The following is a 14,131-nucleotide window of genomic DNA, read 5'->3' as shown; positions in this document are numbered from 1 at the left end:
AGCCCCCGGCCGAAGGCCGGGGGCTGTTTCACGTCGTGGCCGCCCTCCACAGCAAGGCACAGCCGGCACACACGCCCCTGCCAGCTCCCGTGCCTAGCCTCACTTCCCATGACAGAGACTCAAGGACCCGCACACAAGAAGGACATGACGCGTCGCCGGATGGTGTTCGCCGGAGGTGCGGCCATCGTGGCCGCCGGGATCGGGGCGGGTGCGGTTGCCGGTGCCTCGGCCGACGAGATCACGAGCGGCGGCAACGGAAAGAAGTCCGCCGCCGGACAGGGCGAGGAGTGTTACCGGCTGACCTCGGAGACCACCGAGGGGCCGTACTACATCGACGCCGACAAGATCCGGAAGGACATCACCGAGGACAGGGAGGGCATCCCGATGACCCTCCGCCTCAAGGTGATCGACTCGGACACCTGCAAACCCCTGAGCCATGCGGCCGTCGACATCTGGCACTGCGATGCACTGGGCATCTACTCCGGTTACGAGTCGATGAGCGCCGGCGGCCCCGGCGGTGGCGGCACGCCGCCGAGCGGTGCCCCGACGGATGCCCCGACCGGTGCCCCCACCGGCGCTCCGACGGGCACGCCTCCGTCCGGCGGGCCCGGTGGCGGCGGTGGCGGGCACGCGGAGCCCACCGACGACGAGCGCTATCTGCGCGGCACCCAGCTCACCGACAAGCACGGGTACGTGGAGTTCAGGACGATCTTCCCGGGCTGGTACCAGGGCCGTTGTGTGCACATTCACACCAAGGTGCACGTCGGCGGGAAGATGACCGACGCCGGGTACGAGGGCGGACGCACCTGCCACACCGGTCAGTTCTTCTTCGCGGAGTCCGCGGTGCTCGACTCGGCGAAGATCGCGCCGTACTCGACCAGTACCACCACGCGTACGACCCTCACCGAGGACACCATTTACGACCAGAGTGGTGTCACGGGCGGGCTGATGAAGCTCTCGTACCGCAAGAACCACATGGCGCGCGGCGTCGTCGGGTCGATCACGATGGGTGTCGACCCGGACGAGACGCACGACGGCACGGGCCTCTGACGCTCCGTTCCCCCGCGGAGGGGATGGGCCCGGAACCGCCACGGCAGGCGTGCTTCCGGGCCCTTTCTGTTACGTACGCAGGCCGGATTCGCCCAGCAGGACACGCCGGGAAACGTGGACGGTACCGGATCTGATGCGTCCGGATGGCCCCTTTGTCTGATTAGTTGTCGGCCGAGTCGGCAAAGACTGGCTCGGGGACTTCGGTACGGGGACCTTTGCCCCCGCCGTCCTCGACGCCGACTGCCAGGAGCCCCCCGTGCCCGTCCCCGAAACCGTGCCCGTTCCCGGACCGGTGCCCCGTCCCTCGATGCGCCGGCGTCTGTCGTGCGCCGTCTGCGCCGCACTGCTCGTCCTGCTCACCGGATGCAGTGCGGTCGGCCTCGCACCCCGCCCCACCGCCGTCGGAAGCCCCGGCTCCCCCGCACCGGCCGGCGGATCGGGTGCGGCGGGTCCCGGGGTCGCCGCGCGCGGGCCGGCCGCCCCCACCCAGCCCCGCGAGATCCGGCTGCTGGGACCGGAGACCAGGGCCGCGATCCCGCCCGAGTCCCGGCAGGCGCTGGTCGTCACCGGGGACTCCGAGGACTCCAGCCTGGCCACCGCCGTTCTCTACACCCGCGAGGACCCCGCGGCGGGCTGGCAGCCGGCCGCGGGTCCGTGGCCCGCCCACAACGCCCTGTACGGCTGGACCTACGAGCACTGGCTGGACGACCTCCGTACCCCCATCGGCGTCTACGGGCTGACGTCCGCGGGCGGCCTGCTCGAGGCTCCGGGCACCGCGTTCCCGTACGAGCAGAGCTCCGACTTCGCGGTGAGCGGTGAAGGGCTCCACGGAGAGCCCCTCGAGGGGTCGTTCGACTACGTCATCGCCATCGACTACAACCGCGTTCCCGGGGTCTCCCCGCTGGACCCGACCCGTCCGCTCGGCGAGGAGCGGGGTGGCGGCATCTGGCTCCATGTCGACCACGGCGGACCGACCCAGGGCTGCATCTCGCTGCCCGAGGACCGGATGAGGGAGCTGCTGCGCATCCTCGAACCGGCCAAGGTCCCGGTGATCGTGATGGGCGACGCGGCGGCGCTGGCCCACTGACCGGACGTCACGCATATGAGCCGCCCCTGCCCATACGTACGAGAGGGGCCGGACCCATGACCGGTCCGGCCCCTCATCTGCGTACCGAGCCTCAGCGTTACGCGGGCTTCTCCTCCAGGCGCGGGAACAGCACCGCACCCTTCGTCACCGTCGCACCCGCCGGCAGCTGCCCCCAGCCGCCCGCGTCCTGCACGCGCTGGTCGGGCAGCGCGCCCAGGGACTCCTCGGCGCCCAGCGACTCCCACAGCTTCTGCGAGGTCTCCGGCATCACGGCGTTCAGCAGGACCGCGACACCGCGGAGCGCCTCGGCGGCCGTGTACAGGATCGTCGCGAGGCGGGCCTGCCCCTCGGGCGACTCGTCCTTGGCGACCTTCCACGGCTCCTGCTCCGTGATGTAGCCGTTGACCTGCTTCACGAAGTCGAAGATCGCCAGGATGCCGGCCTGGAAGTCCAGCTCCTCGCCGATCTTCCGGTCGGCCGTGGCGACGGCCTTCGCGAGACCCTCCTGGACCGCCTTCTCGGCGTCACCGGCGGCCGTGGCCTCCGGGAGCGCCCCGCCGAAGTACTTGCCGACCATGGCGGCGAGGCGCGAGGCGAGGTTGCCGTAGTCGTTGGCGAGCTCGGAGGTGTAGCGGGCGGTGAAGTCCTCCCAGGAGAACGAGCCGTCGCTGCCGAACGCGATCGCCCGCAGGAAGTACCAGCGGTACGCGTCCACGCCGAAGTGCGAGGTCAGGTCCTGCGGCTTGATGCCGGTCAGGTTCGACTTCGACATCTTCTCGCCGCCGACCATCAGCCAGCCATTGGCCGCGACCCTGCCGGGCAGCGGCAGACCCTGAGCCATCAGCATCGCGGGCCAGATGACCGCGTGGAAGCGGAGGATGTCCTTGCCGACCAGGTGCACGTCGGCCGGGAACGTCCCGTCGAACTTCTCCTGGTTGGCGCCGTAGCCGACCGCCGTCGCGTAGTTGAGCAGCGCGTCGACCCACACGTAGATGACGTGCTTCTCGTCCCACGGCACCGGGACACCCCAGTCGAAGGTCGAGCGCGAGATCGACAGGTCCTGCAGGCCCTGCCTGACGAAGTTCACGACCTCGTTGCGGGCCGATTCGGGCTGGATGAAGCCGGGGTTGTTCGCGTAGAACTCCAGCAGCTTCGGGCCGTACTCGCTCAGCTTGAAGAAGTAGTTCTCCTCCTTGAGGATCTCCACCGGCTTCTTGTGGATCGGGCACAGCTTCGTGCCGTCCTCCGCCTCGATGAGGTCGCCGGGGAGCTTGTACTCCTCGCAGCCGACGCAGTACGGGCCTTCGTACCCGCCCTTGTAGATCTCGCCCTTGTCGTACAGGTCCTGCACGAACTCCTGCACACGGTCCGTGTGCCGCTTCTCCGTCGTACGGATGAAGTCGTCGTTCGCGATGTTCAGGTGCTCCCAGAGGGGCTTCCATGCCTCCTCGACGAGCTTGTCGCACCACTCCTGCGGGGTGACGTTGTTCGCCTCGGCAGTGCGCATGATCTTCTGACCGTGCTCGTCCGTGCCGGTGAGGTACCACACCTTCTCGCCACGCTGGCGGTGCCAGCGGGTGAGCACGTCGCCTGCGACGGTCGTGTAGGCGTGGCCCAGGTGAGGAGCGTCGTTGACGTAGTAGATGGGGGTCGAGACGTAGTACGCCGTCGCCCCCTGCTTCTCGGATCCAGTGGCCGCCATGGTCGAAATCCTAACGGCCCGCGGAAGATCCACTCACACCGATGACCGGTGCCGGTACGGTCACGGCGGCGCCGGGCCCGGAGGCGGGCGCGCCGTGACCGTACGTCTGCAGGCCGGACCGTCGGGTCAGGCGTTTCCGGCGGCCTTCTCGCGGGCCGCGAGCCAGCCGGGGAGCGCGGCGAGGATCTCCCGGTACAGCGTGGCGTCCGGCACCTCGGCCGGGGCTGGGCCGGCGTGGAAGAACGCGGCGTTCGGTGCGTCCAGCTTCCGCAGGAAGTCGAAGCCCTTCGCGTCCTCGTCACCGAACGCGACGAACTGGAAGAACAGCGGCAGCCGTGCCGCCTCCGCGAGCGCCTGCTTGGCGGGCTGCTTGGCGTCCGGCGGGCCGTCCGTCTGGAAGACGACCAGGGCGGGGCCGGTGGCCTCCGACTTCTCGTAGTGCGCGACGACCTCCTCGACGGCGCGGTGGTAGCTGGTACGGCCCAGGCGGCCGAGGCCCGCGTGCAGTTCGTCGATCCGGCCTTCGTGGTCGGCGAGGCCGACCGTGCCGGTGCCGTCGATGTCGGTCGAGAAGAAGACGACGGGCACGGTGGCGTTCTCGTCGAGGTGCGCGGCGAGGGCGAGCGTGCGATCGCCCAGGTGCTGGGCGCTGCCGTCCTTGTAGAACGGCCGCATGGAGCCGGAACGGTCGAGCACCAGGTACACGGTGGCTCGGAGCCCGGTCAGCCCGTGCGCCTGAAGCGCGTCCCGGGCCGCGCCGTACGGGTCGACGAGCGCGGGTGCGAGGGACGTGACGTGGGCTGCGGTGACAGCGGGGGCGGGGGCCCCGGCGGCGGACTCGGTGACCTCTGCGGCCACGGGCTCGGCGTCCGGCTCGGGCAGCACGTCGGCGGCGACCGGCTCGGCGTCGGCGACGAGGACCGGCTCGGCGTCGGCGCTGACGGGGACCGGTTCGGCCTCGACCGGGGTCTCCGGTTCGGCGGCGGGGGCCGGCTCCACGACCTCACGTGCCTGCGGCTCGGGCTCGGCGGCAGGGGCGATGCCGGCAGTCGGTGCGGCCACCGCGGCGACCGGCTCGGCGTCCACGTCGGCGGCGACCGGCTCGGCCTCGATACCGGCCTCGGGCTCGGCTGCGACGGCGGCGGGCTCCTCTTCCGTCGTGGCTTCCGGCTCGGCCTCGGCGACGGCCGGGGCGGGCTCCGTCTCGGGCTCGGCCACACCAGCGACCGGTTCCGCCTCGGCCTTGACCACGGGCTCGTCCGACGCGGGCTCGGCCACAGCGGTGGCCGATTCTGCCTCCACCTCGACCTCGACGTCGGCTGCGGCGACCTCCGCCACCTCGACCTCGGCAGCGACCGGAGCAGCCTCCGGCTCCGGCTCGGGCTGGGCCTCGGCCGTGACGGGCTCGACTGCTGCCTCCGGCGCGGCCGCCACAGTGTCCGCCTCCGCGGCCGACTCCTCCGCGGCCTCGGCCGCGACCGGCTTGGGGGCCGAGCCCTGGGCCGGGACCGTGGGAGTGGGCTTCGGGGTGGGGGCCGATGCCTTGTCGAAGGCCTCCGCCACCAGGTCCGCCGCCAGCCCGCCTCCGCCTGAACCGGACCGGCGTGAGGCGGGTGCGGGCACCGAGGCCTTGGCGGCCGGGGCGGATTCGACCACCGTCTCGTCCGCCGTCACCGTGACGGCGACGGGGTCCGACTCCGTGCGCCCGGTGCGCTCCGACTGGGGCGGGACCGTGGCCGTCGCCGGCTCGTCCTGCTCCGTGCGGTCGCGGCCGAACACCTTGCGCAGCAAGCTCCGAATGCCCATGGGCGAGGCCTTTCGCATGAGTTGAGTGCGATGAATGTCCGTACTGCGGGAATTTATCCCTGGCCAGGGCGGATACGTAAGGTTAGCGGCCGGATCCGGCCGTTCGTTGGTGCGGCCCGCGCCCGTGTCAATCGGGCAGCGGTGGCCCTGACTTCACTCCCCGCTCATGCGGAGTTCCTCGTACCGCGTGGTTGTGCACCTGGTGGCGTACCGTCCGTCCGTGACGTCGGCGTCCGGTTCCCGGCCGCGTGTACGGCGGCTCACGCGGCGGTGACCTGGCGGCGCCACCGCGTGAACTGTGCCGCGGGGTCCCCGGTGTACGACCACGGCACCTGCACCGCCCGGCCGTCCAGTAACCGGAACGCGTCCGCGGCCTCCGCCGGCCGTCCCGCGTAACACGCCGCGTGCGCCAGGTAGTTCAGCTCGCCGACCTCCTGCGCGGGCACCGGCCCCGCCTCGCGCATCCCGAGCCACCGTTCCCAGGTGCGGCGCACCTCCGTGACGGCCAGCTCGTGGTCCCAGTGCTGCTGCCCGGTGCGCGGCGGGACGACGGGCCGCCCGTGCGTGGCGTCGGAGACGGACCGGTACTCCTCGACCCTGGCGATCTGCACCAGCACCGGCAGCGGCGAACCGGGCGGCGCCGCACCCGCCGCGGCGCGGGCGAAGTCGTACATGGTGCCGTGGGTGCCGTGCCAGCGCGCCGAGTAGTACCGCAGCAGTTGGGCGTGTCCCTCCATGTGGTGCGGATCGCGGCGGAGCAGTTCGTCCCACCACTGGGTGACCCGGCACCTCGTCCCGTCCTCGTACAGCCGCGCCACGGTCAGCAGCGACGCCCAGGGCATCGGGTCGGGCGGGCAGCTGCCGGCGGCCCGCAGACAGCAGTCGACGACCCGGTCCACCCGGTTCCGGTCGAGCCCGGCGCCACGGCCCGCGGTGACGGCCCGGCCGAAGAGCCGGACCACTTCGGTCGCGGCCTTGAGCACCTGCGCGTCGGCGCTCTTCGGTTCGGCGGCGAGCCAGGTCTCCACGGTGGTGCTGCCCGCGACGGCGTGTGCGAGCAGCCGGATCCGGTGGGTGCGCAGGGCCCACTGGTTGCCGGTGGCGTGCAGCAGGTCGCGTACGCCCTGCCAGCGGCCGATGACGATGTCCTGGCGGGCCGTGGTGAGCGGCCCGTCGCCGAGGTCAGGGTCGAAGCGCACGGGCGGGGGCGTGCGGCGGCGTCCGGCCATCAGTAGTCGGTGACGATCGTGGTGGAGTGGGCGTAGCCGGACGGTTCCCCGGCCGGTACGGTCCGCGAGGCGTCGAGTTTCGCCGGCCGGTAGTAGGAGCTGCCGCGCCGCCAGTACCAGAGCATCGGGACTGCTCCCACGGCGAGACTGCCGAGACCGAGCACGAGCGCCGTCCTGCTGAAGCTGCCGAGCGCCTCGAAGAAGATCCAGAACATGAAGAGCGAGCCCGTCAGCGGCCAGAGTCCGCCGAGGACGAAGTCCGCGACCGAGCGGTGCAGCATCTTGCGGTACGCGACGACGGCGGCCAGGCCCGCGAGACCGTAGTAGACGGCGACCTGCAGTCCGATCGCCTCGACGGCCACGCCCAGGATGCGGTGGACCGGACCGAGGGCCAGGGAGGCGAGGATCAGGGCGAGGGCGACGCCGCCGACGGTGGCGACCGCCACCCACGGGGTGTTCCAGCTGTGGTGCACCCGGCCGAACGCGGCGGGCATCGTACGGTCGCGGCCCATGGCGAACAGGGAGCGCGTGACCTGGATGAGCGTCGTCTGCAGCGTCGCGACGGTTGACAGCATCACGGCCACCACCAGCAGTTTTCCGCCGACGCCGGGCCAGACCTGCTCACCGAGCACGGTCAGTACGTTGGTGCTGTGCCGCTCGATGTCGTCGGCGGAGAGGATCACGTTGACCGCAATGGTGAATACCTCGACGAGTGCGAAGACGGTGAGCACGCCCACGATCCCGGCCAGGCCCGTGGTGCGGCGGCTGTTGCGGGTCTCCTCGCTGAGGTTGCCGGTGACGTCCCAGCCCCAGTAGTAGAAGGCGGCTATCAGCGCGCCGGAGGCGAAGCCGGAGACGCCGTCGAAGTGCCCGAAGCCGAGCCACGACCAGTCGAAGGCATGCGCGGTGCCGGTACCCGTGTTCCGGCCCGCCGTGGTCCCGTGGACGAGTGCGAGGCCCGCGAAGACCAGCAGGATCACCAGCTCGACCCCGGAGATCAGCAGCTGGGCGCGGGCGCTGAGCCGTGCCCCGCCGAGCACGACGAGCAGCATCACCAGGAACCAGCCGGCCCCGATGAGGGTGGCGAGCGTCGTGTCGTCGGCGAACCGGGAGTCGATGACGGTCAGCGTCATCGTCCCCGCGGGCAGCGATCCGGCGACCATGAAGAGGGTCGCCGCGACGACCAGCGCCCAGCCGCTGAGGAAGCCGAGGAAGGGGTGGAGGGTCCGGCCCACCCAGGAGTAGCCGGCGCCCGCGTTGACGTCGATCCGGCCGAGTTGACGGTAGGCGAGGGCGATGCCGAGCATCGGTACGGCGCAGTAGAGCAGGGCGGCGGGTCCGCCGAGACCGACCGTGCCGACGAGCACGGCACTGGTGGCGGCCAGCGAGTAGGCGGGGGCGCTGCCCGCCACGGCCATCACGATCGTGTGGAACGTGCCGAGGACGTTGGGCTGGAGCCCACGGCCGGGGCGGTCGGGCGTGCTGCTCATCGCTGTTCTCAACTGCTTCCGGAAGTGCGCCGTGCCCCGGCCGGTGTCCCCGTACATCCTTCAGCGGCACGACATGTGGCGGCATGTCAGAAACAGATCCCCGGAAGTCCGGACGGTGGTGGCGGCCGGTCCGTTCGGGAGATCGTCCGCATCGTAGTCCTGTGGTTACAGCCGGCGAGACGTGGGCGCTGCGGGCTGCGCGGTCGCCTGTACGACGCCGGGACCCAGGGCCTTCCGTCCGGATCGCGCCGGGCTCACGGGGTCCGGCACGCACAAGTCCTGCGTGGCCGTCCGTCACCGGCTCCGCACGCAAGGCCCTAGAGTCGGAACCATGGTTTCGGGTGAGGCGCCACAGGCGGAGGGAAGCGTCCGCGTCGACAGCTGGATCTGGTCGGTACGGCTGACCAAGACCCGCTCGCAGGCTGCCGCCGCCTGCCGCGCAGGGCACGTCAAGGTCAACGGCGACCGGGCCAAGCCGGCGCAGACCCTGCATGTGGGCGACGAAGTACGGCTCCGGCACGACGGACGGGACCGGATCGTCGTCGTGTCACGGATCGTGAAGAAGCGGGTCGGCGCTCCGGTGGCCGCCGAGTGCTTCGTCGACAACAGTCCGCCCCCGCCGCCGCGCGAAGCGGTGATCCAGGTGCCGGTCCGCGACCGCGGTGCGGGCCGCCCCACCAAACGCGACCGCCGCGAGATGGAGCGCCTCCAGGGCCGTGGCCCCGGGGATCATCCGGCCTGAGCGCGGGTACGGCTGCCGCCGCTCACTGCGGGCGGCTGGGCGGGCGATCCTCACCGCGTGCGGGCGCGGCCCTTCCCCTGACGTGTGGGCCGGAGCACGAACAAGGTCTTGCCGCGGGCACCGCCCGTGCGGTTCCGGTCGAGGGCCTGCGGCGCCTTCTCCAGCGGGAGTTCGACGTCGATGGGCACCTGCAGTACGCCCTCCACGGCCCCCGCGGCCAGGACGTCGAGCAGAACGGGTGTCGGTTCGAGCCGGAAGTCGATGGCCCCGACGCCCGGCGGAACGGCCGCCCCGCCGGCGACGCCCCGCGTGGTCACCGCGACACCGCCGTCCCGGACCAGCGCCGCATGGACCGCGAACGCCTCCGGTGTGCCGGAGACCAGGTCGACGAGCGCGTCGACACCGCCCGCGGACACCTCTCGTACCGCCGCTTCGAGCGGACGGGCCGTCGTGTCGATCGTGACGGCGGCGCCGAGTGCCTTCATCCGCCGTTGCTCGTCGCCGCGCACCACCGCGAGAACACGCAGGTCCCGGGCCGATGCAAGCTGCGTCAGACAGCTGCCGACGCCGCCCGCGGCACCGATGATCAGCAGGCTCTCGTGGCCGCGCAGCACCGCCGTGTCCAGGATCTGGGCGGCGGCCATCCCGGCGGACGGCAGCGCGGCGGCGGTGCGCGGCGACAGTCCGCACGGGATGAGCGTGATCGCGGAGTCCTGCGGTACGGACACGTACTCGCAGTACGTACCCGCGCCGACCGGCGATTCGGTCACCCGGCCGAAGACCTGGTCGCCGACCCGGAAACGGTTGTCGCCGCTGCCGATCATGTCCACCCGGCCCGCGTAGTCCACCCCGATGACCAGCGGGAACACATGCGGAGCCAGTCCTTCCAGGGCGCCGTCCGCGGTCTGCCAGTCGGACGGGTTGAGCGCGGCGTACTCGATCTTCACCCGTACGCCGCCGGGTTCGGGTTCCGGCTTGGGCAGCTGGATCAGGGCCGGTTCGGCCCGGAACGCGCTGACGGCCACGGCTCGCATACGGAAGACCTCTCAGTCGCCCCGACGGTGACGCAGTCCGGGCTCCACTCTTGCCCGGCCCGTGCGCTGCCGCACGTCGAATCCGGCCGGCCGTCGGAGGATCAAGTCCGTACGGCCTCCCGCCTCCGCGCCCACATCCGAGCAGCCGTCGCGCACAGCGCCAACGCGAGTCCCGCTGCGAGGACGATCCACACCGTCGTGCGGAGCGAAGCCGTCAGCGCGTCGTACACCGCCGCGGCCCCGTCGCGATCACTCTCCGGAACCCCGGCCAGCACCCGGTTCCTGGCGATCGCGAGCAACCCCCGCAGCACCAGCGCGCCGATCGCGAAGCCGGCCCCGACGACCGCCGCGGCGGCAGCTGCGGCCCGCCGCCCGCCGCGCACCGCAGCCGCGGCCACGGCCACGACGGCGAACACCACGGTGACGACGGCGGGCCAGATGCTGCCGGCCCGCAGCAGGCGGAACGTGGAGCGCAGCTGGTCGGCGCGGTCGGCGGAGATCAGGGTGATGTCGGTGTGCTGGACGTGGATCTGGCCGGCCAGCGGTACCCCACTGTCCACCAGATTGTGTCTGACCTGCTCCATCACCGGCCCCAGATCGATGACCACGGCCTCGCCGCTCTCACCGTTCATCGCGACGGTGAGGGCCGTGTGGGCCGTGCGGTTGGCGGCGACCCAGGCGGTACGGAAGGCATCCGTGGTGGTGAACGACTGCACCGCCTCGTGCAGGAAGCCCCGCAGGGCGCCCTGGAGCGGCCCGGCGTCGACCTGTGTCATCGCCTGGTCGGTGATCAGATCGGACACGATGCCCTGCACCCCCGGGTCGGAGGCGAGCGGCTCCACCGCGGCGACGTACCGGTCCGTGTCGTCGATCTCCAGATCGACCCAGGCGGACAGGGCGCTCAGCGGGACGAGGACGGCGAGCAGGACGAGCACCACCATCGACAGAGTCGCTGAGAGACAGGTCCGCATCCCTCAAGGAAATCCCGGACACCGGCGGCGCGCCCACGGACCGTGGGCCATTCGAGTTGCCGGGCGGCGCGGCCGGGTGTGCCCTGGAGGGATCAGGGGGTGACGGAAGGAGCTCTCGGCCATGGCTACACACGCTTCGACGCCGACGCGCCGCGCCATGCCGGCGCGCACGCAGCGCCCCAGCACGCTCAGCTGGGCCGTGCCGGTCACGCTGGGAGTGATCGCGGGCTGGTGGGCGACGTCCATCGTGCGCGGAGGCGGTGTGCTCACGGGCACGCAGCTCGCGCTCGGTCTGATCTCCGGTGCCGTCCTGGCGGCGCTCTGCTTCGCCCTCGGCCGGGTGCAGAAGCGACTGCCGGTGGAGGCGAAGGCCGTCGCGTACGGCACGCTGTTCGGCGGTACGGTCGGTTTCCTCTACAGCCTCTCCGGAAAGAGCGTGCTCGCCGCCTCCGTGGTGGGGCTGGTGACCGGCGCCGGAATGCTGGTGTCCGCCTTCTACGCGTTCTATGTGAGGGAGCACTGACCTTCCTGCGTCCTCCCCGTCTCCTTCATCCTTGACCTTCTCCGCGGGGGAAGCCCCAGCATCGGCGGGGCCGGGCGGACCGTCCGGTACGAGGAGGTTGCGGTGGAACGCGGGACGCGTGCGAAGGACACGGCGGCACTGGTGACGATCGGGGAGTTCGCCCGGTCGTCACGGCTGTCGGCGAAGACCCTGCGACGCTACGACGAACTGGGCCTGCTCCGGCCCGCCCTGGTCGATCCGGTGAACGGCTACCGGTACTACGACAGGACGCAGCTGGAGACGGCCAGGCTGGTGGCCTGGCTGCGCCGGATCGGGATGCCGCTGGCCGGGATCGCGGAGGTGGTCGCGCTCGATGCGGGCGCGGCCGCCGCCGCGATACGGGCGTACTGGGCGCAGGTGGAGGCCGAGACGGCGGCCCGGCGGGACCTGGCGACCTTCCTCGTCGATCATCTGTCAGCGGAGGAAGTCACCATGTCGCACGTGGACACGGCCCGGGGGACCCTGGGCACGCTGGGAATCCGGTACGCGGCGCAGTCCGACCCGGGTGCGGTGCGCGAGATCAACCAGGATGCGGCGTTCGCCGGCTCCCGGCTGCTCGCGGTCGCCGACGGGTTCGGGGACCGCGGCGCCGGCGCGAGCACGGCGGCGATCGATGCGCTGAAGCCGGTGGCGCGCGGGGCGGTGGGCGACGCTGCGGGCCGTGCGGTGCCGGCCGCGGAGCTCCTGAACGCCCTGCAGGACGCGGCGGACCTGGCCGCGCAGGCGGTACGGGACGCGGTCGCGGGGAGCGACGGGGCGCCGGACGGGTCGGGGACGACGCTGACCGCGCTGATGTGGACCGGTTCGCAGCTGGGCCTGGTGCACATCGGGGACTCGCGGGCGTACCTGCTGCGCGGCAGCGAGCTGTTCCGGATCACCCACGACCACAGTCTGGTCCAGTCGATGGTCGACGACGGTTCGCTCACCGAGGAGGAGGCGTCCTCGCACCCGCAACGTGCTCTGCTGCTCAAGGCCCTGGTGGGCGGGCCCGGGCAGGACGACCCGGCGCGACGGGCGGACGTACGCCTGCAGGACGCCAGGCCCGGCGACCGTTATCTGCTCTGCTCGGACGGCCTGTCGGCGGTGGTCGGCGGTACGGAACTGGCCGGGGTGCTCGGCGCGGCGGACGGCCCGGACACAGCGGTCCGGGAACTGGTCGCCCTGGCCCACGCGGCGGGCGGCCCGGACAACGTGGCCTGCGTCGTCGCGGACGTGGTGGCGCTGTAGACAACGGGCGGCCCCCGCGCACACCTGCGCGGGGGCCGCCCGTTGCGCCTTGGGCCGGCTCAGTCGCGGACGACCGTCACCGGGCACGGCGCGTGCTGGGTGACGTGCAGGCTGACCGAGCCGAGCAGGGTCGCCTTGAACCCGCTGTACCCGCGCGCCCCGACGACCAGCAGGTTCGCGCCCTTCGCCCGGTCCAGCAGGGCTTCCGCCGGGTTGCCGATCACCACGATCTTGCTGACCGCGGCGGCGCCCTCCGCTCCGAGTGCCTCCTCCAGCGCCTCGGTGAGCGACACGATTGCCACGGCCTGCGGATCGAAGTCCTCCGGCATGCCCGGCATCATGGACGCCCAGCTGGTTGCGGGGTACTCCCAGCTGTTGACGGCCTCCACCGAGTCGCCGGTCAGCTCGGCCTGGCGTACCGCCCAGTGCAGCGCCTTGATCGACTGCTCGGAGCCGTCCACGCCCACCACGATCCTGCCCATCTCTGCCTCCAGCTCGGTTCAGCTCGCATCCGCGGATACACGTCGCACTGCATCCTTGCGGATAAACACGGCTAAATCAGGCATTCGGGCGTTCAGTCCAGCCGCAGGTCTGCCAGCTGCTGCTCGAACGGCACCACGTCGTCGTCGAGTCCGAGCGCCTTCGACGCCCCGGAGACCGCCCGGCCGCCCGCGATCATCCCCGCGAGCTCGCCGCCCGCGCGCCGGATCCTGGACGGCAGTCCCTCGGTGTACTCGTCCCCGGACGAACCCCAGTCCTCCGACGCCGCGTACACGGATGTCGGTACGACGGTGGCCCGCAGATACGCGAAGAGCGGCCGCATCGCGTGCTCCAGGACGAGCGAGTGCCGGGCGGTGCCCCCGGTCGCCCCGATCAGGACGGGCTTGCCGGTCAGCGTCGTGTTGCCGATCAGGTCGAAGAACGACTTGAACAGGCCGCTGTACGAGGCGGTGAAGATCGGCGAGACGGCTATCAGGCCGTCGGCCTCCGCCGCCGCCTCGATCGCCTCGTTCAGCGCCGGCGACGGGAACCCCGTCACCAGGTGGTTCGCGATGTCGACGGCCAGATCGCGCAGCTCGATCACCCGGATCTCGACCGGCCGGTCCTGCTCGGTGGTCAGCCGCTCCCGGGCGGCCGCCGCCAGCCGGTCGGCCAGCAGCCGGGTCGACGACGGCTGGCTCAGCCCGGCCGAGACGGCGACGATCTTCAGGGCCTCGGTGTGCATGGTGGG

The 14,131-nt window shown here is 71.8% G+C and carries 13 protein-coding genes; 5 read left to right on the top strand and 8 right to left on the bottom strand.

What is annotated here, in order from left to right; translation table 11 throughout:
* Window positions 1-108 precede the first annotated feature (108 nt).
* Together OG878_RS19715 and OG878_RS19710 are read left to right on the top strand one after the other, a co-directional pair.
* The gene (locus tag OG878_RS19715; protein WP_328888009.1) at window positions 109-1,050 is read left to right on the top strand and encodes an intradiol ring-cleavage dioxygenase; all 942 of its coding nucleotides are present in this window, start codon (window positions 109-111) and stop codon (window positions 1,048-1,050) included.
* A 307-nt stretch (window positions 1,051-1,357) separates the two neighbouring features.
* On the top strand, window positions 1,358-2,137 hold the full coding sequence (locus OG878_RS19710) for a hypothetical protein (RefSeq protein WP_328891303.1): 780 nt from the start codon (window positions 1,358-1,360) through the stop codon (window positions 2,135-2,137).
* Between the two features lie 97 nt (window positions 2,138-2,234).
* Here the strand turns inward: OG878_RS19710 and metG are convergent, their stop codons facing one another.
* From metG to OG878_RS19690, 4 genes are all read right to left on the bottom strand, one after another.
* Complete coding sequence (gene metG / locus OG878_RS19705) at window positions 2,235-3,839, bottom strand: methionine--tRNA ligase (RefSeq protein WP_328888008.1); 1,605 nt, start codon at window positions 3,837-3,839, stop codon at window positions 2,235-2,237.
* Between the two features lie 126 nt (window positions 3,840-3,965).
* Window positions 3,966-5,645 carry a VWA domain-containing protein gene (locus OG878_RS19700; RefSeq protein ID WP_328888007.1) on the bottom strand — a complete coding sequence of 560 codons (1,680 nt, stop codon included), beginning with the start codon at window positions 5,643-5,645 and terminating at the stop codon, window positions 3,966-3,968.
* A 260-nt stretch (window positions 5,646-5,905) separates the two neighbouring features.
* A complete protein-coding gene (locus tag OG878_RS19695; protein ID WP_328888006.1) occupies window positions 5,906-6,874 on the bottom strand; it encodes a hypothetical protein in 969 nt (322 codons plus the stop codon).
* The gene (locus OG878_RS19690; RefSeq protein WP_328888005.1) at window positions 6,874-8,364 is read right to left on the bottom strand and encodes an APC family permease; all 1,491 of its coding nucleotides are present in this window, start codon (window positions 8,362-8,364) and stop codon (window positions 6,874-6,876) included. Before OG878_RS19690 ends, OG878_RS19695 begins: the two co-directional genes overlap by 1 nt.
* Before the next feature lie 331 nt (window positions 8,365-8,695).
* Here OG878_RS19690 and OG878_RS19685 point away from each other — a divergent pair, with 331 nt between their 5' ends.
* Window positions 8,696-9,106 carry an RNA-binding S4 domain-containing protein gene (locus tag OG878_RS19685; RefSeq protein WP_328888004.1) on the top strand — a complete coding sequence of 137 codons (411 nt, stop codon included), beginning with the start codon at window positions 8,696-8,698 and terminating at the stop codon, window positions 9,104-9,106.
* A 50-nt stretch (window positions 9,107-9,156) separates the two neighbouring features.
* Here OG878_RS19685 and OG878_RS19680 read toward each other — a convergent pair whose 3' ends face one another.
* The gene (locus tag OG878_RS19680) at window positions 9,157-10,140 is read right to left on the bottom strand and encodes an NADP-dependent oxidoreductase (RefSeq protein WP_328888003.1); all 984 of its coding nucleotides are present in this window, start codon (window positions 10,138-10,140) and stop codon (window positions 9,157-9,159) included.
* Between the two features lie 101 nt (window positions 10,141-10,241).
* Complete coding sequence (locus tag OG878_RS19675) at window positions 10,242-11,111, bottom strand: hypothetical protein (RefSeq protein WP_328888002.1); 870 nt, start codon at window positions 11,109-11,111, stop codon at window positions 10,242-10,244.
* 121 nt (window positions 11,112-11,232) lie between these two features.
* On the opposite strand from OG878_RS19675, the gene OG878_RS19670 reads away from it, so the two are divergent.
* The gene (locus OG878_RS19670) at window positions 11,233-11,634 is read left to right on the top strand and encodes a hypothetical protein (RefSeq protein WP_328888001.1); all 402 of its coding nucleotides are present in this window, start codon (window positions 11,233-11,235) and stop codon (window positions 11,632-11,634) included.
* A gap of 102 nt (window positions 11,635-11,736) precedes the next feature.
* On the top strand, window positions 11,737-12,900 hold the full coding sequence (locus OG878_RS19665) for a MerR family transcriptional regulator (RefSeq protein WP_328888000.1): 1,164 nt from the start codon (window positions 11,737-11,739) through the stop codon (window positions 12,898-12,900).
* Window positions 12,901-12,959: 59 nt separating this feature from the next.
* Here OG878_RS19665 and OG878_RS19660 read toward each other — a convergent pair whose 3' ends face one another.
* Window positions 12,960-13,382: a universal stress protein gene (locus OG878_RS19660; protein ID WP_277327336.1), complete on the bottom strand. Its 423-nt coding sequence runs from the start codon at window positions 13,380-13,382 to the stop codon at window positions 12,960-12,962.
* 92 nt (window positions 13,383-13,474) lie between these two features.
* On the bottom strand, window positions 13,475-14,125 hold the full coding sequence (locus OG878_RS19655; RefSeq protein WP_328887999.1) for an FMN reductase: 651 nt from the start codon (window positions 14,123-14,125) through the stop codon (window positions 13,475-13,477).
* Window positions 14,126-14,131 lie beyond the last annotated feature (6 nt).

Origin of the sequence: Streptomyces sp. NBC_00316 (genome assembly GCF_036158715.1) — a bacterium.
Taxonomy (GTDB): Bacteria; Actinomycetota; Actinomycetes; order Streptomycetales; family Streptomycetaceae; genus Streptomyces.
Note: the sequence above shows the minus strand (reverse complement) of the source record. Positions and strands in the feature narration are given on the sequence as shown.

What these genes read in the sequence shown, in the direction of transcription:
- OG878_RS19715 (WP_328888009.1), top strand. Translation starts at nt 109, where the DNA reads ATGACAGAGACTCAAGGACCCGCACACAAGAAGGACATGACGCGTCGC.
- OG878_RS19710 (WP_328891303.1), top strand. Translation starts at nt 1,358, where the DNA reads ATGCGCCGGCGTCTGTCGTGCGCCGTCTGCGCCGCACTGCTCGTCCTG.
- metG (WP_328888008.1), bottom strand. Translation starts at nt 3,839, where the DNA reads ATGGCGGCCACTGGATCCGAGAAGCAGGGGGCGACGGCGTACTACGTC.
- OG878_RS19700 (WP_328888007.1), bottom strand. Translation starts at nt 5,645, where the DNA reads ATGGGCATTCGGAGCTTGCTGCGCAAGGTGTTCGGCCGCGACCGCACG.
- OG878_RS19695 (WP_328888006.1), bottom strand. Translation starts at nt 6,874, where the DNA reads ATGGCCGGACGCCGCCGCACGCCCCCGCCCGTGCGCTTCGACCCTGAC.
- OG878_RS19690 (WP_328888005.1), bottom strand. Translation starts at nt 8,364, where the DNA reads ATGAGCAGCACGCCCGACCGCCCCGGCCGTGGGCTCCAGCCCAACGTC.
- OG878_RS19685 (WP_328888004.1), top strand. Translation starts at nt 8,696, where the DNA reads ATGGTTTCGGGTGAGGCGCCACAGGCGGAGGGAAGCGTCCGCGTCGAC.
- OG878_RS19680 (WP_328888003.1), bottom strand. Translation starts at nt 10,140, where the DNA reads ATGCGAGCCGTGGCCGTCAGCGCGTTCCGGGCCGAACCGGCCCTGATC.
- OG878_RS19675 (WP_328888002.1), bottom strand. Translation starts at nt 11,111, where the DNA reads ATGCGGACCTGTCTCTCAGCGACTCTGTCGATGGTGGTGCTCGTCCTG.
- OG878_RS19670 (WP_328888001.1), top strand. Translation starts at nt 11,233, where the DNA reads ATGGCTACACACGCTTCGACGCCGACGCGCCGCGCCATGCCGGCGCGC.
- OG878_RS19660 (WP_277327336.1), bottom strand. Translation starts at nt 13,382, where the DNA reads ATGGGCAGGATCGTGGTGGGCGTGGACGGCTCCGAGCAGTCGATCAAG.
- OG878_RS19655 (WP_328887999.1), bottom strand. Translation starts at nt 14,125, where the DNA reads ATGCACACCGAGGCCCTGAAGATCGTCGCCGTCTCGGCCGGGCTGAGC.